Annotated in this window: 18 protein-coding genes; 9 read left to right on the top strand and 9 right to left on the bottom strand. The window is 61.2% G+C overall.

Annotated features, from left to right (window positions below; genetic code table 11):
• Positions 1-49 precede the first annotated feature (49 nt).
• Together JL474_RS03555 and JL474_RS03550 are read left to right on the top strand one after the other, a co-directional pair.
• Complete coding sequence (locus JL474_RS03555) at positions 50-1,522, top strand: flavin-containing monooxygenase (RefSeq protein WP_203140936.1); 1,473 nt, start codon at positions 50-52, stop codon at positions 1,520-1,522.
• A 26-nt stretch (positions 1,523-1,548) separates the two neighbouring features.
• Positions 1,549-3,210 carry a GMC oxidoreductase gene (locus JL474_RS03550; RefSeq protein ID WP_203140935.1) on the top strand — a complete coding sequence of 554 codons (1,662 nt, stop codon included), beginning with the start codon at positions 1,549-1,551 and terminating at the stop codon, positions 3,208-3,210.
• Positions 3,211-3,240: 30 nt separating this feature from the next.
• On the opposite strand, the gene JL474_RS03545 is transcribed toward JL474_RS03550, so the two are convergent.
• On the bottom strand, positions 3,241-4,158 hold the full coding sequence (locus JL474_RS03545; RefSeq protein ID WP_203140934.1) for a LysR family transcriptional regulator: 918 nt from the start codon (positions 4,156-4,158) through the stop codon (positions 3,241-3,243).
• 127 nt (positions 4,159-4,285) lie between these two features.
• Here JL474_RS03545 and JL474_RS03540 point away from each other — a divergent pair, with 127 nt between their 5' ends.
• From JL474_RS03540 to JL474_RS03525, 4 genes are all read left to right on the top strand, one after another.
• Positions 4,286-5,749: an NAD-dependent succinate-semialdehyde dehydrogenase gene (locus JL474_RS03540; protein WP_203140933.1), complete on the top strand. Its 1,464-nt coding sequence runs from the start codon at positions 4,286-4,288 to the stop codon at positions 5,747-5,749.
• 27 nt (positions 5,750-5,776) lie between these two features.
• The gene (gabT, locus tag JL474_RS03535; protein ID WP_203140932.1) at positions 5,777-7,054 is read left to right on the top strand and encodes a 4-aminobutyrate--2-oxoglutarate transaminase; all 1,278 of its coding nucleotides are present in this window, start codon (positions 5,777-5,779) and stop codon (positions 7,052-7,054) included.
• A 317-nt stretch (positions 7,055-7,371) separates the two neighbouring features.
• Entirely contained in the window at positions 7,372-8,655 is a 1,284-nt protein-coding gene (locus JL474_RS03530; RefSeq protein WP_123634715.1) for an NAD(P)/FAD-dependent oxidoreductase, read from the top strand.
• 187 nt (positions 8,656-8,842) lie between these two features.
• Positions 8,843-10,357: a Na+/H+ antiporter NhaC family protein gene (locus JL474_RS03525; protein WP_236011972.1), complete on the top strand. Its 1,515-nt coding sequence runs from the start codon at positions 8,843-8,845 to the stop codon at positions 10,355-10,357.
• 509 nt (positions 10,358-10,866) lie between these two features.
• Here the strand turns inward: JL474_RS03525 and JL474_RS03520 are convergent.
• Complete coding sequence (locus tag JL474_RS03520) at positions 10,867-11,598, bottom strand: glutamine amidotransferase-related protein (protein ID WP_203140931.1); 732 nt, start codon at positions 11,596-11,598, stop codon at positions 10,867-10,869.
• Between the two features lie 51 nt (positions 11,599-11,649).
• Entirely contained in the window at positions 11,650-12,999 is a 1,350-nt protein-coding gene (locus JL474_RS03515) for a glutamine synthetase family protein (RefSeq protein ID WP_203140930.1), read from the bottom strand.
• A gap of 241 nt (positions 13,000-13,240) precedes the next feature.
• Between JL474_RS03515 and JL474_RS03510 the strand changes: the two genes are divergently transcribed.
• Together JL474_RS03510 and JL474_RS03505 are read left to right on the top strand one after the other, a co-directional pair.
• Positions 13,241-14,629 (top strand): aspartate aminotransferase family protein, encoded by a 1,389-nt coding sequence (locus JL474_RS03510; protein WP_203140929.1) that lies wholly within the window; start codon positions 13,241-13,243, stop codon positions 14,627-14,629.
• Positions 14,630-14,779: 150 nt separating this feature from the next.
• Positions 14,780-15,592: a response regulator transcription factor gene (locus JL474_RS03505; RefSeq protein ID WP_123634719.1), complete on the top strand. Its 813-nt coding sequence runs from the start codon at positions 14,780-14,782 to the stop codon at positions 15,590-15,592.
• An 18-nt stretch (positions 15,593-15,610) separates the two neighbouring features.
• Here JL474_RS03505 and JL474_RS03500 read toward each other — a convergent pair whose 3' ends face one another.
• On the bottom strand, positions 15,611-17,098 hold the full coding sequence (locus JL474_RS03500; protein WP_203140928.1) for an aldehyde dehydrogenase: 1,488 nt from the start codon (positions 17,096-17,098) through the stop codon (positions 15,611-15,613).
• A gap of 84 nt (positions 17,099-17,182) precedes the next feature.
• Positions 17,183-18,136, bottom strand: coding sequence for a magnesium/cobalt transporter CorA (corA, locus tag JL474_RS03495; RefSeq protein ID WP_203140927.1), 954 nt, complete (start codon positions 18,134-18,136; stop codon positions 17,183-17,185).
• A 169-nt stretch (positions 18,137-18,305) separates the two neighbouring features.
• On the opposite strand from corA, the gene JL474_RS03490 reads away from it, so the two are divergent.
• A complete protein-coding gene (locus tag JL474_RS03490; protein WP_123634722.1) occupies positions 18,306-19,274 on the top strand; it encodes a beta-ketoacyl-ACP synthase III in 969 nt (322 codons plus the stop codon).
• A 211-nt stretch (positions 19,275-19,485) separates the two neighbouring features.
• Here the strand turns inward: JL474_RS03490 and JL474_RS03485 are convergent, their stop codons facing one another.
• From JL474_RS03485 to araH, 4 genes are read right to left on the bottom strand one after another with little or no spacing between them, the layout of a single operon-like run.
• Entirely contained in the window at positions 19,486-21,078 is a 1,593-nt protein-coding gene (locus tag JL474_RS03485; protein ID WP_203140926.1) for an aldehyde dehydrogenase (NADP(+)), read from the bottom strand.
• 32 nt (positions 21,079-21,110) lie between these two features.
• On the bottom strand, positions 21,111-22,103 hold the full coding sequence (gene araD1, locus JL474_RS03480) for an AraD1 family protein (protein WP_123634724.1): 993 nt from the start codon (positions 22,101-22,103) through the stop codon (positions 21,111-21,113).
• Positions 22,104-22,138: 35 nt separating this feature from the next.
• Positions 22,139-23,881 (bottom strand): IlvD/Edd family dehydratase, encoded by a 1,743-nt coding sequence (locus tag JL474_RS03475; protein ID WP_123634725.1) that lies wholly within the window; start codon positions 23,879-23,881, stop codon positions 22,139-22,141.
• Between the two features lie 50 nt (positions 23,882-23,931).
• Positions 23,932-24,942: an L-arabinose ABC transporter permease AraH gene (gene araH, locus JL474_RS03470; RefSeq protein WP_123634726.1), complete on the bottom strand. Its 1,011-nt coding sequence runs from the start codon at positions 24,940-24,942 to the stop codon at positions 23,932-23,934.
• Between the last annotated feature and the right edge of the window lie 19 nt (positions 24,943-24,961).

Raw genomic sequence — 24,961 nt, 5'->3', positions numbered from 1 at the left:
CCGACCTACGCTTGCAGGATCTAATAATAAAGATTGAGGAACGAGACGCATGGGCGACACCACGCCACATATCGTGATTGTCGGTACGGGATTCGGCGGCCTGGGGATGGCCATCCAACTCAAGAAAGCCGGTATCGAGAACGTGACACTGCTGGAAAAAGCGGGCAGCGTCGGCGGCACCTGGCGAGACAACACCTACCCCGGTGCTGCATGTGATGTGCAATCTCACCTGTACTCCTTTTCTTTCGAACCCAAAAGCGACTGGACCCGCAAATTCGGGCTTCAGCCGGAGATCCGGGCCTACCTCGAGCATTGCGCCAGCAAGTACGGCTTGCGGGATCATATCCGCTTTAACACCGAAGTCACCGACGCACAGTTCGACAAGACATCCGGTACCTGGACCATCGAAACCGCCGGCGGCGAATCCATTTCCGCTCAGGTGCTGATTACCGCCTGCGGTCAGTTGAACCAGCCGGCGATGCCGAGCATTGAAGGCATCGATCGTTTTCAGGGAAAAGTCTTCCACTCGGCCCGCTGGGATCACGACTACGACCTCACTGGCAAGCGGGTCGCGGTGATCGGCACCGGCGCCAGCGCCATCCAGTTCGTGCCGCAAATTATCTCGAAGGTGACCTCCCTCAAACTGTTCCAGCGGTCCGGCGCCTGGGTCCTGCCCAAGCCGGATCGGCCCTTCACCGGACTTGAACAGTGGCTCTTCGGCCACTTTCCTCTGGTCGACCGCAGCTACCGCAACCTGATCTATTGGCGCAATGAAAGCCGGGCCCTCGGTTTTACCCGTTTCGGCTTCCTGCTGAACGCCTTCAAATGGCTCGCAAAGCGCGAAGTGCGCCGGCGGGTGCGGGATCCGGAGAAGCGGAAGAACCTGATTCCGGATTACCCCATCGGCTGCAAACGGATCCTGATCTCCAACGACTGGTATCCGGCCATTGACCAGGATCACCTTGAGCTGATGACGGATCCCATCGATCGCGTTGAATCCGATGCGGTCGTCACGAAAGACGGCAGCCGGCACCCGGTCGACACCCTGATTTTCGGAACGGGCTTCAAGGCCACGGACTTCCTCACACCCATAACCATCACCGGTCTGGACGGGTTGGACCTGAACGACGCCTGGCGAGAGGGCGCCGAAGCCTACAAGGGCATCAGCGTGGCCGGTTTCCCCAACCTGTTCATGCTGTATGGCCCCAACACGAACCTGGCGCACAGTTCCATCGTGTTCATGCTCGAGTCCCAGATTCATTATGTGATGCAGTGCGTGAACAGGCTCAAGGATCCCGGCCTACACTTCATGGACGTCAAAGCCCAGCGTCAGCAAACCTATAATGAGGGTGTCCAGAGAGCGCTGACCCACAGTGTCTGGGAGGCCGGGTGCAACTCCTGGTACAAGACGGCCTCCGGCAAGAATACCGTCAACTGGCCCGGTTTTACGTTCAGCTACCGACTGATGACCCGCAAGCTGGACCTGCAGGATTATGAGCTGTATCCCAGACCTGCACGGTAAGCCACTGACAGAACAGTGAGAGAGACATGAATAATAACTACGACTACGACTTCATCATCATTGGGTCAGGCTTCGGTGGCAGCGTCAGCGCCTGTCGCCTGAGCGAGAAAGGCTATCGCGTGCTGGTGGTTGAACAGGGCCGGCGCTGGACGCCGGAAAACCTCCCCAAGACCAGCTGGAAGTTCTGGGATTATCTGTGGCGCCCGGTGGCCGGCCTCAAGGGTTTCCTGAGCCTTCGTCTGTTCCGCCACGTCATGATCCTGCACGGCAATGCCGTAGGCGGCGGCTCCATCACCTACGCTCAGACCCTGCTGGTACCGCCGAATTCGGTCTGGCGCGAGGGCAATTGGGCCGGTCTCGATAACTGGGAAGAGGTCATGCCGGAGCACTACGCCCGGGCGAAACAAATGCTGGGCGTCACCCGTAACCGGCGCCCGGCACTGGCAGACGAAAAACTCCGGGACATGGCCCGGGTCGCCGGCGTGGAAGACAGCTTCTACTACACCGACGTGGGGGTGTTTTTCGGGGATGACAACGATGCCCAGGGTACCGAATATCCGGATCCCTACTTCGGCGGCGAAGGCCCCGCCCGCAATTCCTGCATCGCCTGTGGCGGCTGCATGGTGGGCTGTCCCTACAACGCCAAGAACACGCTGGACAAGAACTATCTCTACTTGGCTGAGCGTCGTGGCGCTGAAGTCCGCGCCGAAACGCAGGTGGTGGACGTCAAACCCCTGGGCAGCACGGACGGCGCGGACGGGTACGAAGTGATCACGGTGCCCACGTTCGCCCGTGGCCACAAACCGGAAACACGTATCACCGCACAACAGGTCATCGTATCCGGGTCGTCACTGGGCACCCAGGAACTGCTGTTCAAGCTGAAGGACAAAGGCTCGCTGCCGAATATCTCCGACGATCTGGGCAACCGGGTCCGCACCAACTCCGAATCCATCCTCGGCGTGCGTTATCCCGGCACCAAGGAAGACCTGTCCAAAGGCATCGCCATCGGCTCCGGTATCTACATCGACCAGCACACCCACATCGAGGCGGTGCGTTACCCGGACGGGTCCAATCTGCTGAGCAGCCTGCTGACGGTATTGACCGGCGGCCGTCCGGGGCCGGTCCGCATTCTCTACTGGCTGGGCGCGGTACTGCGCCTGTTGGTCAAGCGCCCCGTGGCCGGCTTCCGCAGCCTGCTGCCCTGGCGGTTTTCCCGTGAAACGGTGATTTTCCTGGTCATGCAGACCATCGAAGGGCACATCAACATGCGCTGGAAGCGGCCCTGGTACTGGCCCTTCTCCAAGACGCTGACCAGCCACGGCGATCGCATCCCGACCTTTATCCCCGAAGCCAACGACTTTACCCGGAAGGCAGCCGAAGCCACCGGCGGCGTGGGCCTGAGTTCGTTCTCTGAAATCAGCTTCAACGTTCCTATGACGGCCCACTGTATGGGCGGTTGCGCCATGGCGGACAGCCCGGATAAAGGCGTGATCGATGCGCAGAACCGGGTGTTCAACTACAAGAATCTGTATATCGTGGACGGCTCGATGCTCTCGGCCAACCTGGGGGTCAATCCCAGCCTGACCATTACCGCATTGGCGGAACGGGCCATGAGCTTTATTCCGCCCAAGAACGCTATTGCCATTGAAAGTGAAGCAACCGAGGAAGCGCCCGCAGGCGTGAAATAGCCCTCGCCAAACAGACTGGAACGTCCCGGCTCAGGGGCGTTCCAGCAGCTCCATGAACAGATCCCGCGCCCGATTGGCCCGGCCGTGGGACCGGGTAATGGCCGTCACTTCCAGCGCATAGTGTTTGGTGTCCGGCACCAGCGCCTGCAGCTCCCCATCCGCCACCTGTCGCTCGACGTAGCTGTCCGGCATAAACCCGATGTAGGCGCCGGAGAGAATCATGGCGAGGCGCGCCTCATAGAAATACGAAATCGCGGCCTTGTTCATGTCCGCCAACTGCGCCCCCACTTCGGGGCTGGTGTGAATACCTGCGTGTACCACCTTGCTGCCCAACACCCGATCCAGCAGGTCATGAGACGGAGCCGCATCGAACAGGGGGTGGGTACGGCTGCAGTACAAGTGGCATTGATCCACGTACAGGGTTTGATAATCCAGACCCGAGAGCTGTCGGTGCAGCGGGATAAAACCGATGTCCGCTTCGTCGTTGAGGATCATGCGCTCGATGTCGTTCAGGGCTTTGACATCCAGCAACACGTTCACATCCGGCGCGGTCTCCGAAAAACGGGCAATGGTTTCCGGCAGGCGTGACTGCGGGTCCATGCAAATGGCGTCGCTGGCGATGATTCTCAGCTCGCCCGTCAACGAGACGTGCAGCGCGTTGACGCCCGAACGGAAGCTTTCCAGGGCCGAGAACAGTCCCTTCATCAACTCGTAGACTTCGATCCCCTCCTCGGTCAGCGAAAAGCCGCCCCGCCCTCTGCGACATAGTTTGAGATCGAGTCGTTCCTCCAGGTTGGCGATGTGGATGCTGATGGTCGACCGCCCAATACTCAGCTCGCTCTCGGCTGCCGCGAAGCCACCGCACTCGACAACCGCCTCGAACACCTTGAGCAGCCGGATCTCGTAATCCCCGACCTGCCCCAGCTTGACCTTCAGATCCTTCTTCATTGTTTGACAGTTCTCAACGTATAGATCGAAACATACTTATTTATCACACAAACACGCCGGATTACCATCTCCCCATTGCCATAAATCCGTGAGCTCAGGCAGCTCGCCAAACCGATGGGACACTGTTATGACGCTGAAACTGGATCATCAGGACCTGTTCCGCCAGCAGGCCTACATCAACGGCCAGTGGGTCAACGCGACCAAAAACCACACGTTTCCGGTGTTCAACCCCAGCACGGGCGACAAGATCGCCGACGTGCCGGACCTGGGCGCCGTCGAGACAACAACGGCCATTGATGCCGCCGACGCCGCCCTCAAGCCCTGGCAGGCTCTGACCGCCAAACAACGCGCCGCCCACCTACGCCGCTGGTTCGATCTGATCATGGCGCACCAGGACGACCTGGCCCGGATCATGACCACCGAGCAGGGCAAGCCGTTTGCCGAAGCCCGCGGTGAAGTCGCCTACGGGGCGTCGTTCGTGGAGTGGTTCGCCGAGGAAGCGAAGCGCATCTACGGCGATGTCATTCCGGCCCATGGCGATGACAAGCGACTGGTCACCATCAAACAGCCGATCGGTATCGTCGCGGCCATCACACCCTGGAACTTCCCCATTGCGATGATCACCCGCAAAGTGGCGCCGGCCCTGGCCGCCGGCTGCACGGTGGTCATCAAACCGGGCGAGGACACGCCATTGAGTGCCCTGGCCCTGGCCGAACTGAGTCACCAGGCCGGTATCCCCGCCGGAGTCATCAATATCGTGCCCACGCTGCAGGCGCCGGAAGTCGGCCGCGTGCTGTGCGAGGACAGCCGTGTTCGCAAGCTGTCGTTCACCGGCTCGACCCCGGTGGGCAAGCTGTTGATGCGCCAGTGCGCGGATACGGTCAAAAAGGTGTCCCTGGAGCTGGGGGGCAACGCGCCCTTCATCGTCTTTGACGATGCCGATGCGGACGCCGCCGTTGCCGGGCTGATCGCGTCCAAGTTCCGCAACGCCGGGCAAACCTGCGTCTGCACCAATCGAATCCTGGTTCAGGACGGCATTCACGATGTGTTCGTTGAAAAGCTCAACGCGGCGGTTCGCCAGCTGAAAGTCGGTGATGGCTTTGGTGACGGCATCACGATTGGCCCGCTGATCAACGACAAGGCCGTTGCCAAGGTCCGGGGCCTGGTGGACGACGCCCTTTCCGCAGGCGCGAAGATCACCCAGCAGGATCCCAACACCCCGGACAACCCGAATTTCTATCCGCCGACCGTGGTGACCGGCGTCACGCCGTCCATGCGGATTGCACAGGAAGAAATCTTTGGCCCGGTGGCAACCGTTTTCCGCTTTACCGATGAAGACGAAGCGGTGGCGCTGGCCAACGACACGCCGTTCGGGCTGGCGGCCTACTTCTACAGCCGTGACATCGGCCGGGTCTGGCGCGTGGCCGAAGCCCTGGAGTACGGCATGGTCGGCATTAACGAAGGGCTGATCTCCACCGAACTGGCACCGTTCGGTGGCATCAAGGAATCCGGCATCGGCCGCGAAGGTTCGCGCTACGGCATCGATGACTTTGTAGAAATCAAATACCTGTGTATGGGCGGCATCCGCTGAGCCCGGTTATTGAAGGAGACACACGCTATGTCCAACCAATCCCTGCACGATCGCCGCGCCCAGGCCATGGCCCAGGGCCAGGGTGCCCTGCATCCGGTCTACGTCGACAAGGCGTTGAACGCGGAAATCTGGGATGTCGAAGGCAACCGCTTCATCGACTTCGGCGCGGGTATTGCCGTCAACAATACCGGTCATAATCACCCGAAGATCCGGGCCGCGGTTCAGGCCCAGGTGGAGCGCTTCAGCCACACCTGTCTGATGGTAACGCCCTACGAGTCGGCCGTGGATCTGTCCGAGAAGCTCAACGCGGCGGCGCCGGGCGACACGCCGAAGAAAAGCATCTTCGTGACCACCGGCGCCGAGGCGGTGGAGAACTGCGTGAAAATCGCCCGTTCCTACACCGGTCGGCCCGGCGTCATCGCCTTCAATGGCGGCTTCCACGGCCGGACCAACATGACCATGGGGCTGACCGGTAAGGTCAAGCCCTACAAGGCCGGCTTCGGCCCCTTCCCGGGTGAGATTTTCCATGCGCCCTACCCGAACGCCTACCACGGCATCTCGATGGCCGATTCACTGGCGGCGCTGGACGACCTGTTCACTTGTGATATCGAGCCGAACCGCGTTGCGGCGATCATCATTGAACCGGTCCAGGGCGAAGGCGGTTTCTATGCCGCTCCGACGGCTTTCATACAGGCGCTGCGCACCCTGTGTGACCAGCACGGCATCCTGCTGATTGCCGACGAGATCCAGACCGGCTTCGCCCGCACCGGCCGAATGTTTGCGACGGAATACGCCGGCATCGAACCGGACCTGATGACCATGGCCAAGGGCATTGCCGGCGGCTTCCCGATCGCCGCCGTCGTCGGCAAGGCGGAGATCATGGATCAGCCTGGCCCAGGCGCACTGGGTGGCACCTACGGCGGCTCCCCCATCGGCTGTGCCGCCGGCCTGGCGGTGCTGGACGTGATCAAGGAAGAGAACCTGATCGAACGTGCGGTCGCCATTGGCGAACGCATGACCGGTCGCCTGAAGCAGCTCCAGAGTCGCTTCCCGCAGCGCATTGGCGAGGTCCGCAACCTGGGCGCCATGATCGCGATGGAGCTGGTGGTGGATGGCGATGCCAGCAAGCCCGACGCCGAATTGACCAAGGCCCTGATCGGCGAAGCCCGCCAGCATGGGTTGATCCTGCTGTCCTGCGGCATTCGCGGCAACGTTATTCGTTTCCTGCCGGCACTGACCATCAGTGACGATCTGATTGACGAAGGCATGGATCGCCTGGATGAGGCTTTCGCGGCCCTGAGTTAATCCTTCCGCCGGCGCTTCGGCGCCGGCCTTTTTTATCCCTCCCAGCAAGACGCCATCGCCGAAAAACAGTCGGCACATCCCCTGTTCAATCTCTGCTCACCTCCCTGGCAGCCCTTGCGCGCACGGCTTTTGCGCATGAACGCACCTCCCTGCGCCACGCTGGTTCACTCCTGCATTCGTTGCTCTCCCAAAATATACCCAGGGGGGTATATCACGGGATTGTCACTTCTCCGTAACGTTGTATCCAAGCCAACACTGAACCGGCGAGCCGTCAGAACAGCCGGTCAAGATTCAACGATGTTTTCGGGAGCAACACCGTGCTTACAACGTCACATACCAACTCCTACTACGCGGCGTCCGCGAACGACAAGACCGTTCGCCCGACCCTGCAGGGTCACATCAAGGCGGACATCTGCGTTATCGGCGCCGGCTTTACCGGCATGTCCACGGCCCTGCATATGGCCGAGAAAGGCTACAAGGTGGTGGTGCTGGAAGGCAGCCGTATCGGATTCGGCGCTTCCGGCCGCAACGGCGGGCAGATCGTCAACAGCTACAGCCGCGACATCGACTTCATCGAACGCAACTACGGTGAAAAAGTCGGCGCGGAAATGGGCCGGATGGCCTTCGAAGGCGGCCGCATCCTGCGCCGTTTCGTCAAAGACTACAACATTCAATGCGACCTGAAAGAAGGCGGTATTTTCGCGGCCTGCAATGGCAAACAGTTCGATGAACTGGTCGAAAAGAAAAAGCTGTGGGAGGCCCACGGTCACGAACAACTCGAACTGCTGGACCAGAACGCCATTCGCGAGCACATCGGCTCCGATCGTTACACCGGCGGCCTGATTGACCATAGCGGCGGGCATTTTCATCCGTTGAACCTGGTACTGGGCGAAGCGGCGGCCGTCGAATCCCTGGGCGGCACCATCTACGAGAACTCCCCGGCCCTGCGGATTCGTGAGGGTGACAAGCCGGTGGTGCACACCGAGGAAGGCTGTGTGGAAGCCGACTACGTGCTGGTGGCCGGCAACGCCTACCTCAACGGTCTGCTGCCCGAGCTGGAGTCCAAGGCAATTCCGTGCGGCACCCAGATCATCACCACGGAGCGGCTGCCGGAAGCCGTCCAGAAGCGCCTGCTCCCGAAAGACAACTGCGTCGAGGACTGCAACTACCTCCTCGACTACTTCCGCCTGTCCGGCGATGGCCGGCTGATCTACGGCGGCGGCGTCACCTACGGTGCTCGTGAGCCGGGCAAGGTCGAATCCCTGATCGTTCCGAAGATGCTCAAGACGTTCCCGGAGCTGAAGAACGTGAATGTGGATTACGCCTGGACCGGCAATTTCCTGTTGACGCTGATGCGCCTGCCCCAGTTCGGCCGCATCGGCAGCAACGTCTATTACGCGCAAGGCTACAGCGGCCACGGCATCACCTGCACGCACCTGGCGGGCAAGGTGATCAGTGACGCGATCCAGGGCCAGGCGGAGCGGTTCGATATTTTCGCCGGCCTGCCCCAGTACAAATTCCCCGGCGGTCGGGCGATGCGAATCCCGCTGACCGCCATGGGCGCCTGGTTCTACAACCTGCGCGACCAGCTCGGCTTTTGATTTCTCCTGCTGATGAGGCCCCGCTGATGAACGCCTGAAGCGTCTCTGCGCACTCAGGACTCCGTCAGAGGCTCCATAACAAAAACCGTGGTGCAAAGGCGCTGACCCGGTGAAATCGAATTGCCATAAACCCCGCGGTGACGGCTCTCATCGCGGCTCCATAAAAAAGCAAGAGACGGGTAATATAATGACTGATGACACGATGCGTACCCAAAGCGGGATCACACCGGGGGATGACGGCTTGACGGACAGCCCCGGTCAGAAAACGTTCTATTCCATAGTCGGCTACGGCGCCATCCTGGCCGCCTTCGCTTATATGTCCACCTGGCATGTCGAAGGCGATTCATACGGTGTTTTGAGTTTGCTGCCGTCCCTGTTGATTGTTCTCGTCGCCGTCAAAACCAAACGCCCCCTGGAATCCATCTTCGCCGGTATCATCGCCGGCTCCCTCCTGATCGACCCCACCAACCTGTTCAGCAGCTTGGGCGACTTGTCGATGAACGTGGTCCAGAACGAGACCATCGCCTGGATTGTGCTGGTCTGCGGCATGATGGGTGGGCTGATCAACATGCTGGAGCGCGGCGGCAGCGTACTGAGTTTCGGCGACATGCTGGCCAAGCGCATCAAGACCAAGCGCGGCACGATGCTGACCACGTCATTCCTGGGTCTGGCGGTCTTTATCGACGACTACCTGAATTCCCTGGCGGTGTCCGCGTCCATGAAGACGCTGACGGACCGCTTCAAGATTTCCCGTGAGAAACTGGCGTTCCTGGTGGATTCCACTGCCGCACCGGTCTGCATCCTGGTTCCGATTTCCACCTGGGCGGTTTACTTTGGCGCGCTGCTGGAAGAGAACGGCGCGGCCGCTGACGGCCAGGGCATGGCGCTCTACATCGAATCGATTCCCTACATGGCCTATGGCTGGGCCGCTTTGATCGTCGTTTTCCTGGTCGCCATGGGCATCCTCAAGGACTTCGGCCCGATGAAGAAGGCCGAGGAACGCGCCAGTAAAGGCCAACCGATTCCCGATGGCGTCGAAGATCTGGGTTTTGATACCAGCAACGTCCGTCGCACTTCGACGACTGTGGGCCTGATGAATTTCCTGCTGCCGATGGCCGTGCTGATCATCGCCAGCGTCTACTACGACATCGATCTGCTGCTGGGTGCCCTGGTGGCGTCCATCTTCACCATGGTGCTGTACTTCTGGCAACGCCTGATGACCTTCGGCGAGCTGACCGATTCCATGCTGGACGGTTTCAAGGTCATGCTGCATCCGATCGCCGTCGTGTGCGCCGGCTTTATGGTCAAGGCCATCAACGATGAGCTGGGCATGACCACCTACATCATCGACACCATCACGCCATACCTGTCACCGGAACTGCTGCCGGCCCTGGTCTTCGCGACGATGGCGGCCGTTGTCTTCTCCACGGGCTCCAGCTGGGGTGTGTTTGTGGTGTCCCTGCCGATCGTGATCCCGATGGCCCATGCCATGGACATGTCCATGCCGCTGACCGTGGGCGCCCTGCTCTCTGCCTCGGCTTTCGGTAGCCACGCCTGCTTCTTCAGTGACTCTACGGTGCTGTCATCCACCGGTTCGGGATGCACACCGATGCAGCACGGTCTGACACAGATCCCGTACGCCATGATTGGCGCGAGCCTGGCGTTTGTGTCCTTCCTGGTGATGGGTTACGCCATCGCCTGACATATCGCACTTGATCGCCGGGCCAGGCCTTCGCGCCTCGCCCGGCTTTTTTGTGTCTGGCTGAAGGGTGTTCCGGATGATTCCTATGGTGCGGCGGGCGATCAGGCTCTCTGAGTCCAAGCCCAACGGACGCCGTCGCTCACGTCGCCTGAGAGGGTGTGCAAGTAGTGGCGGTTTGAAGCCTCTCTCCCCTGGGCGGGAGAGAGGGAGTATCCCTGTGCAAACCGGCAACTTTTGGAATACTTCCTCGGCTTCGAAGGGGGCTGTCGGCAACGCAGGTGCATCCAAAAACGGGCACCTTCGGCGCCTCAGAAGCTAAAGCATCTGCTACATGCTCGAGTGGCTGCTTCAATGTAGCCGACGCTTTAGCTTCGGAGGGCCCAGAAGGGCCCCAGGATAGTGACGCCCAAGATGATTCAATTCGTGAACGACCCAGGATGCAGCAGACAAAAAAAGACCGGCCCAAAAGGCCGGTCGAAGTGGAGACAAGCTATGAATTGAAAAGAGACTTAACGCTGGGCGCCCTGCTGAAGGAACGACGCCATCCAATGAGCCACCTGAAGCGAATCGGTGTGGGCGGACTCGTCATTCAGCCCCACCAGCGCCTCGTCAGCCGCATTCGGCGGGATCGGGTCGTCGCGACGCGACAACAGCAACTGGGTTTCAAACTCGACGTTGAATTCCGGATGCGCCTGCAACGTCAGGATGCGGTTGTCGTACTGCAGCGCCGCAAACGGGCAGAAGGAGGAATAGGCAATCACCTCGGCCTGCTTGGGCTTGCTGAGCACCTGGTCCTGGTGCACGGCGCTCAATGTGAATTGCCCGCCAAGACCGTCCAGCTCCGGCACGTCTTTTTCAAGTTGATAGGTGTGCAGGCCAACACCCCAACCGTCCGGATACCTGTTCACGTCGGCGCCAAACGCTTCCGCCACAATCTGATGACCGAAGCAGATGCCGACCATCGGACGGCCGGTATCGTAAATCTCGAGGATCAGGTCTTTCAGGCGCATCATCCACGGTGTTTTTTCGTACACGTTGGATTTGGAACCGGTAATGATCCAGGCGTCGTGCGCATCCGCGGCGCCCGGGAAAAGGTCGTCCCGGACATCGTAGGTGGTGAAGGTAAAATCGTAGCCGGCCTGACCGAACAGTTTTACGAACATGTCGGCGTAGGAGCCGTGCTTTTCGAGCAGGTCATCCGGGGTGATGCCCGTGGCTAGGATGCCGATTCTCAGACTCATTGGGTACTCCTGGCGTGCGGATCAGGCGCACGCGCTGTCTGGATAAAAAATTCAGAGCAGGCCCAGGTAGGCCTCGTACTCCACATCGGAAATGCGTTCGTTCAAGCGACGACGCTCCTGGCGCTTGGCTTCCGCGTAAACGCGGACAAATTCCTCGCCGAGGTATTCGCGCAGAATCTCGCTCTGGTCGAAACGATTGGTCGCGTCCTGCCATTCACAGGGCAGCGGGTATTCCGGGTTCTCTTCGGCGTAGGCGTCGCCTTCGACCGGTGCGTTGGGCTCGAGCTTGTTATCCATGCCGTAAAGTGCGCCTGCCAGCACGGAGGCCAGCACCAGATACGGGTTGGCATCGGCACCCGACACGCGGTGTTCGATCCGCCGCGCGACGTTGGGGCTTTCCGGTACACGTATCGCGACAGTCCGGTTCTCGTAGCCCCAACTGGCGTGCGTCGGGGCATAGGCGCCGGGCATGAAGCGGCGATAGGAATTCAGGTGTGGCGCAAATACCAGCATGCTTTCAGGCATCAGTTGCATGAGGCCGGCGACAGCGTGGCGCAGCAGTTCGCTGCCCGCGTCCGTGCCGTTGTCGAAGACGTTGTTGCCGTCCTCGTCCAGCAGGCTGAAATGCACGTGGAAACCGTTGCCGCTTTCCTCGGCATAGGGCTTCGCCATGAAGGTGGCGGAATAGCCATGGCGACGCGACACACCGCGCACCAGGCGCTTGAACAGGATCGCCTGATCGCCGGCGTTCAACGGATCGGCTACGTGGTTGAGGTTCACCTCGAACTGGCCGGGGCCCATTTCGGCAATGATGGTGTCCGCGCCAATGCCCTGTGCCTGGCAGGCTGCCCGGACATCAGCGAAGAACGCCTCGAACCCGTCCATCTCTTCAACGGCGTAGCCTTCGGTGTTCGACAGGCGCCGGCCCTTACCGTCCGCCAGCGCTGGCGGAATCGGGCGCTGGGTGCTTTCGGATTCAGCATCCATGAGATAAAACTCAAGCTCGGTGGCCATGACCGGAGTCAGGCCCTGTTCAGCAAAGCGATCCACCATGCGCTTGAGCACCTGGCGTGGATCGGCTTCAAACGGTGAGCCGTCCGGGTTGAACATCATGGCCAGCATCTGGTCCCGGGGTGCTTCCGACCAGGGTACGGGTATCGGATCTTCCGTGACGGGCATGCAAACGCCATCGCTGTCGCCGGTTTCAAAGACCAGCCCGTTTTCCAGCACGTCGGCCCCCCAGAAATCGAAGCCAACCACGGAACGAGGCAGTTTGAGCCCTTCCTTGCGCGCCTTTTTCAGTCCGCTGGCGGGCATGCGTTTTCCGCGTAGATTGCCGTTCAGGTCCGTAATAAACAGGTCCAGGTCACGGTGCTTGTCCTGATTCTTGTTAATGGTCATACGCTTCACTCTTGAACGCTTTTTCGAAAGTCAGACCTTCACGATATCCCATCGCCAGTGGCGTGTATCTATCACCCGGGGGGTATGTGAGGCCGTTCATGCCGCCGTTTTACCCTCCCGGACACATATACCCTTAGGGGTATATCCCCCCAATCACGACATTCCCTATGGTTAACCTGGACCCTGACCCCGCCGCGTCCGAAATAACGCTGCGAGCACTTTCACCCCTCTGGAGGCTGTCATGCCGTACACAACAACAAACCCAACGTCCGGAAACGCGGTGCGCGAATTGGACGCCCGCTACCACCTGCACCCCTTTACCGATACCCAGGCCCTGAACCGAAAAGGAGCCCGGGTGATTACCCGTGCCGACGGCGTCTACGTCTGGGATTCGGATAACAACCAACTGATCGACGGCATGGCGGGCCTGTGGTGCGTGAATATCGGCTACGGCCGCCAGGAGCTGATTGATGCCGCGTCCAGCCAGATGCAAGTGCTGCCCTACTACAACACCTTCTTCCAGAGCACCCACGAGCCGGTCACCCAACTGGCCGAGGCCATCGCCGACATCACGCCGGGTGACCTGAACCGCGTTTTTTTCGCCAACTCCGGTTCGGAAGCCATCGACACGGTGATCCGAATGGTGCGCCACTACTGGACGCTCAAGGGCAAGCGCTATCGCAAGCTGCTGATTGCCCGTGAGAACGCCTATCACGGCAGCACCCTGGCCGGCGCCAGCCTGGGCGGCATGGGACACATGCACCGTCAGTGCGCCCCGATGCTGCCGGGCATTCACCGCATTGGTCAGCCTTACTGGTATGGCGAAGCAGACGGCCTGTCCGAGGACGAATTCGGCCTGAAGCGCGCCCGAGAACTTGAGGAAAAAATCCTGGAAGTGGGTCCGGACAACGTCGCCGCCTTTATCGGCGAGCCGATCCAGGGCGCCGGCGGCGTGATCGTGCCGCCCCGCACCTACTGGCCCGAGATTCAGCGGATCTGCCGCAAGTACGACGTGCTGCTGGTTGCGGACGAAGTGATCTGTGGGTTCGGCCGCACGGGGCAGTGGTTCGGTTGCCAGACCTATGATTTCCAACCGGACATCATGTCCATGGCCAAGGGCCTGTCCTCCGGCTACCTGCCGATTTCCGCTGTCGCCGTGGGCGACCGGATTGCGGACGTTCTGACTGAACACGGCGGCGACTTCAATCACGGATTCACCTATTCCGGCCATCCGGCCGCGGCGGCGGTAGCGCTGGAAAACATCCGGTTGCTTCGTGAGGAAGGTGTCATGGAGTCCGTCGCATCCGATACGGGCCCTTACCTGCAGGCTCGCCTCAGGGACGTCCTTGGCGAGCACCCGCTGTGCGGTCACATCGAAGGCATCGGTCTGATCGCCGGACTCGCGCTGGTGAAAGACCGCCAGACCCGCACCTTCTTTGACGAGGATGTGGGCACCCTTTGCCGCGACGAATGCACCGCCGCCGGTCTGATCGCCCGGGCCTGCGGCAATCGGATTGTGCTCTCTCCGCCTCTGGTGATCCGTCGCGAGGAAATTGACGAGATGGTGGATCGCTTACGTATTGCGCTGGACACGACTTATGAGCGGGTCAGCAACCTGTCCGCGGCATGATCCTTGCGGTGGACCGAGCTGGTGCCGGTCCACCAACTGGCTTAGCCTTATAGAATCCTCGAAGAAGCCCGTGCCGTAGCGAGCCATCCTTGGGCATCGCTTTCAACGGGTGACATTCCGTGGTGCGCTGAAAGAACAAAAAGGATGGTGATGAGAGATCGCGTTAATCAGATACAGGCCAATGAGAGCTGGCAGAAGAACCTGGCGGTCCTCATCGAGCACCAGAGACTACGCAGCTTTCCCTCGATGCTGGAGGCCTTCCTCTCGACCCTGTGTTTCTTCGACACCATCCTGCTGCTGACCTACAAGAAGTCCCTGCGACCTATTCTGGTCCACCCATCCGATCCCGAAGAGCAAAGCGACACACTGCGCCAGTACATCAACCACGCCTATGTGCTCGACCCGCTGTTCCACGCGATCAAGAACGGTGCGGCACCCGGCATCGTGCGGCTGGCCGAGATCATGCCGGATTCCTTCAAGAGCACGGAGTATTACCAGACCTGCTACCAGAACTTCGGCCTGGTGGACGAGATCAATCTGCTGATTCGCCTGGATGACAAGGTGACCTGCGCCATTACGCTGGGGCGCCGGGCGTCGCTCGAAAGCATTTCCCGCACCGAACTGAACGCCCTGCAGGATTTCTATCCGGTCATCAGTGCGCTGGTGCGCCAGTTCTGGCAGGCCCAGTCCGGGGAATTCCTGCAATATGGACGCTCGGACGGGCCCATGAAACGGGCCCTGCGCACCTTCGCCAGCGGCGTCCTGACCCAGCGCGAGCGGGAGATCACCGACCTGATCCTGCGGGGGTTTTCATCCCAGGCGATCGCCGACCGCCTGACCATCAGCGTCGGCACGGTGAAGGTGCACCGCAAGAACATCCATGCGCGGTTGAACACCTCCACCCAGGCGGAAATCTTCACTCAGTTCATCAATCACCTGAGCCATCTGGAAGACAATTCCTAGCGGAACCGAGCGACGGGATCAAAGACTGATCCAGACGGTTTTGATGTCCGTGTACTTCTCGAGGGCATGCAGGGATTTGTCCCGGCCGAAGCCCGACGCCTTCATCCCGCCGAACGGCATGGTGCTGTCACCGCCACCCCAACCGTTGACCCAGACCATACCGCTCTGGATTTTCCGGCTGACGCGGTGCGCCCGGGACAGGTTGCCGGTCCAGACGGAGGCACCCAGGCCGTAGCGGTTGTCGTTGGCCAGATGAATCGCTTCGGCCTCGTCACTGAACTCGCCCACGGCCAACACCGGTCCGAAGATTTCTTCCTGTACAAACCGCATGCCGTTGTGGGCATCGCCAATGATGGTGGGCTGAACGAAATAGCCCTGCCCCGGCACCGCCTCGGGGACGCCGCCGGTCAGTACCCGGCCGCCCTCATCGATCGCCGACTGGACATAGCGGGCCACGGTTTCCAGCTGGGTTTTATCAACCAGCGCGCCCATACGGGTTTCCGGATCCAGCGGGTCCTGGGGTTGGTAGGCTTTGGCCGCTTCCAACAGGGCTTCGGTGAAACGCTCCCGGATGGACGACTGAACGTAAAGCCGCGAGCAGGCGATGCAGACTTCGCCCTGGTTGGAGAAGATCGCGGCTGCTGCGGTGCCGGCGGCCTTCTCGATGTCCTCGCAGTCATCAAACACCAGCATCGGTGACTTGCCGCCCGCCTCGATCCAGACCCGCTTGAGGTTGGACTGGCCGGCGTATTCCATCAACAGACCGCCCACCCGGCTGGAGCCGGTGAATGCGAGCACGTTGACATCGTTATGCAGTGCCAGCGCCTTGCCGGCCGTGTGGCCATACCCGGGCAGCACGTTGAAAACACCGTCGGGAATGCCTGCCTCTTTGGCCAGTTCCGCCAGGCGCAGCACGCTCAGGGCGCTTTTCTCCGACGGTTTGAGAATGACCGAATTGCCCGCCGCCAGAGCTGGCGCGATCTTCCACATGGCCATCATCAGCGGGTAATTCCAGGGAGTGATGGCGGCGACCACACCTGCCGGTTCGTGGCTGATCAGACCCAGCGTGTCGCTGCCGGTGGGTGAAATCTCGCCGTACAGCTTGTCGATGGACTCGGCGGTCCAGCGCAGGCAATCGATGGAGTCCGGCACGTCGATGGCCACCATCTCGCTGATCGGCTTGCCCATGTCCAGGCTGTCCAGGACCGCCAGTTCGTCGCCATGTTGCTCAACCAGATCCGCGAAGCGCAGCAGGGCCCGCTTGCGGTCGCCCGGCGACAGATCCGACCACGCGCCGGAAACGAACGCCTTGCGGGCCGCATCGACGGCCAGGTCCACGTCGGCCGTATCACAGCTGGCAATGTCCGCCAGCCTGGTTTCCGTGGCCGGATTGATCGACGGGAAGGTCTCGCCGGACACGGCGTCCTGGAATTGACCACCGATAAAGGCCTGTCCGTGCAGGGGCACCGACTCGCTCAGGGCTTTCCATTCCGCGCTGGTTTTCATGGTCTTCTCCCGACATTGATTGACTTTGCATCAAGCCTAACCGGCCGGGACATTTCGGCTCTATATCCCCCAGTGGGTATACGGTCAGAGCCAGCCTTTTTTCTTGAAATACAGGTACGGGGCAATACCGGCCATGACCATCAGACCCAGCGCCCAGGGATAGCCGCCCAGCCAGTGCAGTTCCGGCATCACGTCGAAGTTCATGCCGTAAATGCTGGCCACCAGGGTCGGCGGCAGGAAGACGACTGCGGCGATCGAGAAGATCTTGATGATCTGGTTTTGCTCGATGTTGATGAAGCCCTGGGTGGAGTCCATCAGGAAGTTGATCTTGTCGAACAGGAAGGTGGTGTGAGACATCAGCGTTTCGATGTCGCGCATGATTTCACGCAGGGTATCGGCATGCTCGGAGGCGCTGCGCAAATGCCGCAGCAGAAAGGAGATGTCCCGTTGGGAATCCATCAGGCACAGCCGGATCTTGCCATTGCTGTCCTCCAGACGGGCCAGTTTGCCAATGGCTTCGTCCAGCTCCGCTTCCTCGTCTTCAAGCACCATGTAGGAGACGTCCTCCAGCTGACGGTGCAGGTCTTCCAGCGAATCCGCATGGTTCTCCATCTTCTGCTCGAACAGCGTCACCAGGAGCTCCGCCGGTGAGTTGGCCTCAACCTGACCCCGCCGGGCGCGCATGCGGATCAGCCGGAAGTCTGCCACGTCGTCTTCGCGAATGGTGATCAGGCGTCTGCTCTGGAGAATGCAGGCGACGGAAATGGTGTCGTGGCGGCCTTCGGTCTGGGTCAGGAACAGCGAGTGCACGTGAATGCCGGCCTGATCCACAAAACAGCGGGCGGAGGCCTCGATTTCCTCCACTTCATCGAACTCGGGCACATCGGTGTGCAAAAGTCGCTGCAGCAGGTTGCGCTCGTCGTCGTCAGGCGTATGCACGTCGATCCAGTCGGCCTTCTCCAGCGCCGAGTCCGCCTCGTCCGGCGCCACATCCATCTCCCGGATCAACCCGTTATCAATCCTGAAAAATCGCAGCATTCGACAGTTACCTCTCTGATATCTCGGGGCGCTGGATTGAACGCACCGGCATTTTCCCTGTCCGGTATCTTAGGACAAATCGCTAATAACCCAAGTCCGGGATGCCGTGTAGGATGACTTTCATAAGGCTCGACACAATGAATTAGCAAGCCCCGGGAATCCATCACACATGACTTACGCTCGCATCACTGGCACCGGTTCGTACCTGCCGGACAATGTTGTTACCAACAAAGACCTGGAAAAGAAGGTCGACACCAGTGACCAGTGGATTCGTGAACGGACCGGCATCGAGCAGCGCCACATTGCCCTGGACCACCAGACCACGGTGGACCTGGCGGAGCAGGCATCGCTGAGAGCGATTGAAGCCGCGGGGATTGATCCGCAGGAGATCGATCTCATTGTTTTCGCCACCTCCACCCCGGACAAGATCTTCCCCAGCAGCGCCTGCATTCTCCAGGCCCGCCTGGGCATCCAGGGTTGCCCGGCATTTGATATCCAGGCGGTCTGCAGCGGTTTCGTCTACGCCCTGGCGACCGCTGACAAGTTCGTCAAGACGGGCGCCAGCAAGAAAGCCCTGGTGATCGGCGCGGAAATCTTCTCCCGGATCATCGACTGGGATGATCGCGCCACCTGCGTCCTGTTCGGTGATGGCGCCGGCGCCGTCGTTCTCGAAGCGAGCGAGGAAACCGGCATTCTCTCCACCCACATTCACGCCGATGGCCGTTACGAAGAACTGCTGCATGTCCCCTGCGGTATCGCGTCGGACTTCGAGCGGGTCAAGGCCGGCCGCGCCTTTGTCGAGATGAAGGGCAACGAAGTCTTCAAGATGGCGGTCAACACCCTCGGCAAGATTGTCGACGAAACGTTGGAAGCCAACCAGATGGAGAAGTCGGACATCGATTGGCTGGTGCCTCATCAGGCCAACCTGCGCATCATTTCGGCTACGGCCAAGAAGCTGAACATGTCCATGGATCAGGTGGTGGTCACCGTCAACGAGCACGGGAATACGTCCGCCGCGTCGATTCCGCTGGCATTGGATGCGGCGGTTCGGGATGGCCGGATCCGGAAGAATGAAGTGGTGCTGCTCGAGGCCTTCGGCGGCGGGTTCACCTGGGGCGCGGCGCTGCTGCGTTTTTAAAGGTGGCTCTCTCAATGTAGCCGACGCTTTAGCTTCGGAGCCGTCCGAAGGACGGCCTCGGACTTCAAGCGAATCTCAAACCGGGCACCTGCGGCGCCTCCGAAGCTAAAGCGTCGGCTACATCACTCCCCTGAATCGGCGATGACTATTCATCCCTGTCACAAACAGAAAGGGGCGCGAAAATCGCGCCCCTTTTTCGTTTCAGCCCGGACTACAAGGCATCCCGGGAGTAATCCCCGTCCACCAACCGCAGTAGCGCCAGCGGGTTGCTGTCCCGCACGGCATCGGGCAGCGCTGCGTCCGGCATGTTCTGATAGCAGACCGGGCGCAGGTAGCGCTCGATGGCCAGGCTACCAACCGACGTGCCGCGGGCGTCGGTGGTCGCCGGATAAGGACCGCCATGGACCATGGTGTCGTTCACTTCGACCCCGGTCGGATAGCCATTGAACAGCAACCGACCGACCTTCTGTTCCAGCACCGAGAGCAGCTCCCGCTGGTCGCGCAGGTCCGCGCCACCGGCCGCAAACACCGTTGCAGTGAGCTGGCCGTTCAGGGCGCGGGCGGCAGCAACCAGTTCCTCGTCGCTGTCGACCTCGACCACGACCGTCGCCGGGCCGAACACCTCTTCCAGCAACGGTGACGCTTCGCCGCCCTGCGTTGACAGCAGCAAACTCTTGTCGGCGGTAAACAGCCGCGCACCCGCCTCACCGTCTTCCGATGGCCCCGCAGCGATCTCATCAATGCCGCCCAGGCTCACCAGGTGTTCCAGACCCTTGCCGTAGTTCGAAAGAATGCCCGCATTCAGCATCGTCTGGGCCGGCTGCTCGCGCAGCGCCGACGCCAATTTTTCAATGAAACGGGATGAGGCTTCGGAACGGCGCATCAGAATCAGACCCGGATTCGTGCAGAACTGGCCGCAACCGAGGGTAACCGAACCCGCCAGGCCTTTGGCCATGTCGTCACCCTGCCCGGCCAGCGCGCTTTCCAGCATAAACATGGGGTTGATGCTCGACATCTCGGCAAAGACAGGGATGGGCTCGGGCCGGGCGTGGGCCAGATCGAACAGGGCGCGGCCGCCTTTCTGGGAGCCGGTGAAACCCACGGCCTTGATCAGCGGTTCCTGCACCAGTTGAGCCCCAACCCGATCCCCGTAGATCATGTTGAACACGCCTTTGGGCATGCCCTGGCTTTCCACGGCACGCTCAATGGCATTGGCCACGTATTCGGACGTCACCATATGGCCGGGATGAGCTTTCACCACCACCGGACAGCCCGCGGCCAGCGCCGATGCGGTGTCACCACCGGCCACCGAGAAGGCGAACGGGAAATTGCTGGCCCCAAATACCGCCACCGGTCCCAGCGCGGTTTTCATCTGGCGGATGTCCGGCTTGGGCGGTTGAGCGTCTGGCTGCCCCCGGTCGATCCGGGCGCCGAAGAAATCGCCGCGGCGCACGACCCGGGCAAACAGGCGCAACTGGTTGCTGGTTCGCGAGCGCTCGCCCTTGAGGCGGGCTTCCGGCAGCGCCGTCTCCCGCATGACTTCGGCGATCACATCGTCGCCCAAACCATCGATTTCATCGGCGATGGCCTCCAGGAAATCGGCCCGGCTGTTGGGATCGGTTTTCCGATAAATACCGAAGGCCTGGTCGGCGGCCTTCGCCGCTGAAGAAACTTCTTCAGGGGTCGCTTCATAGAACGTCGCGGGAGAGGCCTCACCCGTTGAAGCCGAGAGACTCTGCATCGTGGATGATCCTGCGGCAACGCGCCGGCCGCCGACATACTGTTGACCAAGAATCTGCGTCATTGGATTCCTCCTGTTAAAAAGTGGCGATCAACCTAGAGTTCGCTGACCGCAACGGACTCCGCCCGGATGTGGACAAGCGGGTTGCGTAGCGTCGGGCCAAAATCCGCCACTTCGATCTCGAAAATGTCGCCGTCCCGGGTGATCACGTCATCGGCGCAACTGAGAGTTGCCGTGCCGAAGAAATGCACGTGAACGTCTCCCGGACGACGGAATTGCGGGTACTTGAAATGATGCGCTTCCAGGTTGGCGATGCTGTGGCACATGTTGGCCTCGCCGGAGAGGAATGGCTTTTCCCAAAGCACCTGGCCATTGCGGTGAATCCGGGACATACCCTGAACGTCCGATGGCAACTCGCCCAGCCGCAGTGCCGGACCGAATGAGCAGGCCCGCAACTTGGAATGAGCCAGATACAGGTAGTTCTGGCGCTCGGTCACGTGATCGGAGAACTCATTGCCGAGCACAAATCCCAGTCGCCGAGGCGTGCCGTTGGTATCGATCACGTAGATACCGGCGATTTCCGGTTCTTCGCCGCCATCCAGGGCAAAGCCGGGCTGCCCCAGCGCTTCGCCGGGAGCGACCACAATGCTGCCGTCGCCCTTGTAGAACCATTCCGGCTGCACGCCGGCCTGGCCGGATTCCGGTTTGCCGCCCTCCAACCCCATGCGGAACATGCGCATGGAATCGGTCAGGGTTTCCGGCTCGTCGAGCTGTCGATGCATCTTGTCGCGGCCTTCGGCACTGCCAAGATGGGTCAGGCCGGTGCCGCTCACCAGCAGATGAGCAGGGTCCGGATGGTCGATCGGCGTCAGCAGCCGCCCTTCGTCGGCCAGCGCATTGAGGTCGACGCGGTCCTGTCCGGGCCAGTCGGCCACCAGTACCTGCAGTGGCGTCCCCCGTTGCAGCGCCTCCAGCGCCAGTGCATAGACGCTTTTGGCGCCGTCCAGCACACGGCCTGTACTGTCGTCTCCGGTGCCGGCAATGACCAGCCGGCGTCCCGCCTCATCCTGGGCCTGGAAAAGTTGCATAACGTGCTCCTGATTCAATCCGTCAAACGAGAGGCTCAATGGGAATGGGACGGCACCTTGGCGCCGCGCTGCCCCACGAGGAAGTCGAAATCACAGCCTTCGTCCGCCTGCAGCACGTGGTCGATGTAGAGCTGCAGGTAGCCGCCGTCGCTGGCCAGCACCCTGGAGGTGCCGGGATGCACGTCTTCCATGCGGGCCGCCAGCTCGGCTTCGCTGATGTCCAGGTGTAGTCGACCGGACTCGCAATCCAGTTCGATCCAGTCGCCATCGCGCACGGCCGCGAGCGGCCCACCGTCGGCAGCCTCGGGCGCGACATGCAGGACGACTGTCCCGTAGGCCGTGCCGCTCATGCGGGCATCGGAAATGCGCACCATGTCCGTCACGCCCTGCTCCAGCAGCTTGGCGGGCAGCCCCATGTTGCCGACCTCGGCCATGCCGGGATAACCCTTGGGCCCGCAATTGCGCATGACCAGCACGCTGTTGGCGTCTACATCCAGTTCCGGATCGTTGATCCGCGCCTTGTAATGGTCGAAGTTGTCGAACACCACCGCCCGGCCCCGGTGTTTCATCAGTTCCGGCGTCGCCGCCGAGGGCTTCAGGACGGCACCACGGGGTGCCAGGTTGCCGCGCAGGACGCAAATGCCGCCATCGTCGCAAAGCGGGTTATCCAGCGGACGGATCACTTCGTCGTTGTAAAGCGGTGCGTCCTTGACGTTGTCCCACAGCGTCTGGCCGTTTGCCGTCAGCGCATCCGGATGTGGCAGCCGGTTGGCTTCGCCCAAACGACGCAGCACTGCAGGCAGGCCGCCGGCGTAGTAGAACTCTTCCATCAGGAACCGACCTGAGGGCTGCAAGTCCACAATGGTCGGCGTGCCCCGGCCGATCCGGGTCCAGTCTTCCATGGACAGGTCGACACCGATCCGACCCGCGATGGCCTTCAGGTGGACCACAGCGTTCGTCGAGCCGCCGATGGCGGCGTTCACGCGGATGGCGTTCTCGAAGGCTTCCCGGGTCAGGATTTTCGACAGTCGCAGGTCTTCATGGACCATCTCCACAATCCGGTTACCGGACATCTGAGCCAGCACATAGCGCCGGGAATCCACCGCCGGGATGGCCGCGTTATGCGGTAGTGAGGTGCCCAGGGATTCGGCGATGCTCGCCATGGTCGACGCAGTGCCCATGGTGTTGCAGGTGCCGGCGGAGCGGGACATATCCGCCTCGGCCGACATGAAATCATGGATCGAGATCTGGCCGGCCTTGACCTGCTCGGACAGTTGCCAGACGGCCGTGCCGGAGCCGATGTCCTGGCCCTTGTGCTTGCCGTTCAGCATCGGGCCGCCACTGACGACGATGGTGGGCAGATCACAGCTCGCGGCCCCCATCAGCAATGCCGGGGTGGTTTTGTCACATCCGACCAGCAGCACGACGCCGTCTACCGGGTTGCCTCGCAGGGATTCTTCCACATCCATGCTGGCCAGGTTGCGGGTCAGCATGGCCGTCGGCCGAAGGTTGGATTCGCCGTTGGAGAACACCGGAAACTCCACCGGGAAGCCGCCGGCCTCCAGGACGCCCTGACGGACCTTGTCGGCGATCCGCCGGAAATGGGCGTTGCACGGGGTCAGTTCGGACCAGGTGTTGCAGATGCCGATTACCGGCCGGCCATCGAACATGTGCTTGGGGAAACCCTGGTTCTTCATCCAGCTTCGGTACATGAAGCCGTTCTTGTCGGCCGTGCCGAACCACGCTTCCGAACGCAGCGGACGCTTTTTATCAGACATCGGATAATGCTCCTAAAGACAGATTCGGGACTCGTTCAGGACGTCACCGGTCAGGCCCGGCTGCGACGGGTCTGTTTCCAACGGTCGAACAGCACGGCCAGCAGCAGGATGGCGCCGCGCACGAGGTATTGGTAAAAGGTCGGGACGTTGAGCAGGCCCATGGCGTTCTGCACGCTGCCCATAATCAGCACGCCCACCAGCACGCCGGTAATGGAGGCCACGCCGCCGGAAAGGGACACCCCGCCCAGTACACAGGCCGAGATCACGGCGAGCTCAAGACCCAGGGACGTGTTGGGATCGCCCAGCCCCATGCGGGAGGTCAGCAGCACCCCGGCCACGCCGGCTACCACGCCCTGCAGGGCAAAGACGGTGATTTTCAGGCGGCGTACGTTGACGCCCGCCAGGTTGGCCGCTTCCGCATTGCCGCCGGTGGCCAGCACATTGCGGCCAAAGGCGGTCATGTTGAGCAGCACGCCAAAGATCAGGAAACAGACGATCATGGTCCAGACCGGCACCGTCAGCCCCAGGAAGGAGGCGCTGCCCAGGTCGAAGAAGGACGGCACGGTGATCATGACCGCGTCACCGCCGGAGGTGATATAGGCCAGCCCGCGCACAAACTCCATCGCCGCCAGGGTGGCGATCAGCGAATTGACTCCGAACTGGGCCACCACAAAGCCGTTGAAGGCCCCAACCGCGGCGCCGGCGGCGACACCGGACATCACACCGATAAAGACACTGCCGGAGGTGGAGGTCATGACCGCGGCCACCACGCCGGTAAAGGCCACGATGGAGGCCACCGACAGATCCACTTCACCCAGCGCCAGCACCATCATCATGGTTGTGGCGATGGTGCCGATCAGGGTGACGGATAACAGCAGGCCGACGATGTTCCGGCCGGTCAGGAAGTCGGGCACCATCACGGAGAGCCCGATGAAGAGCAGGATAAAGACGGCAATCAGTCCGGACGTATCGAGCAGGTTGCGCACGATCCGGGTCAGCCCGCCGCGGCTGGCCGAGAAGTCTGGAGTGGACTGTGCCTGAGCCAGTTTTTCCGTAGACATGATTGTTCTCTCTTGTTTT

The sequence above is a fragment of the Marinobacter mangrovi genome, assembly GCF_016798325.1.
GTDB lineage: Bacteria > Pseudomonadota > Gammaproteobacteria > Pseudomonadales > Oleiphilaceae > Marinobacter_A > Marinobacter_A mangrovi.
This window is presented reverse-complemented; position numbering and strand designations above follow the sequence as displayed.

Coding starts and splice junctions, on each gene's coding strand:
- JL474_RS03500 (WP_203140928.1), bottom strand. CDS start 17,098: ATGAAAACCAGCGCGGAATGGAAAGCCCTGAGCGAGTCGGTGCCCCTG.
- JL474_RS03485 (WP_203140926.1), bottom strand. CDS start 21,078: ATGACGCAGATTCTTGGTCAACAGTATGTCGGCGGCCGGCGCGTTGCC.
- JL474_RS03490 (WP_123634722.1), top strand. CDS start 18,306: ATGACTTACGCTCGCATCACTGGCACCGGTTCGTACCTGCCGGACAAT.
- corA (WP_203140927.1), bottom strand. CDS start 18,136: ATGCTGCGATTTTTCAGGATTGATAACGGGTTGATCCGGGAGATGGAT.
- araH (WP_123634726.1), bottom strand. CDS start 24,942: ATGTCTACGGAAAAACTGGCTCAGGCACAGTCCACTCCAGACTTCTCG.
- JL474_RS03510 (WP_203140929.1), top strand. CDS start 13,241: ATGCCGTACACAACAACAAACCCAACGTCCGGAAACGCGGTGCGCGAA.
- gabT (WP_203140932.1), top strand. CDS start 5,777: ATGTCCAACCAATCCCTGCACGATCGCCGCGCCCAGGCCATGGCCCAG.
- JL474_RS03520 (WP_203140931.1), bottom strand. CDS start 11,598: ATGAGTCTGAGAATCGGCATCCTAGCCACGGGCATCACCCCGGATGAC.
- JL474_RS03555 (WP_203140936.1), top strand. CDS start 50: ATGGGCGACACCACGCCACATATCGTGATTGTCGGTACGGGATTCGGC.
- JL474_RS03550 (WP_203140935.1), top strand. CDS start 1,549: ATGAATAATAACTACGACTACGACTTCATCATCATTGGGTCAGGCTTC.
- JL474_RS03540 (WP_203140933.1), top strand. CDS start 4,286: ATGACGCTGAAACTGGATCATCAGGACCTGTTCCGCCAGCAGGCCTAC.
- JL474_RS03545 (WP_203140934.1), bottom strand. CDS start 4,158: ATGAAGAAGGATCTGAAGGTCAAGCTGGGGCAGGTCGGGGATTACGAG.
- JL474_RS03475 (WP_123634725.1), bottom strand. CDS start 23,881: ATGTCTGATAAAAAGCGTCCGCTGCGTTCGGAAGCGTGGTTCGGCACG.
- JL474_RS03505 (WP_123634719.1), top strand. CDS start 14,780: ATGAGAGATCGCGTTAATCAGATACAGGCCAATGAGAGCTGGCAGAAG.
- JL474_RS03515 (WP_203140930.1), bottom strand. CDS start 12,999: ATGACCATTAACAAGAATCAGGACAAGCACCGTGACCTGGACCTGTTT.
- JL474_RS03525 (WP_236011972.1), top strand. CDS start 8,843: ATGACTGATGACACGATGCGTACCCAAAGCGGGATCACACCGGGGGAT.
- araD1 (WP_123634724.1), bottom strand. CDS start 22,103: ATGCAACTTTTCCAGGCCCAGGATGAGGCGGGACGCCGGCTGGTCATT.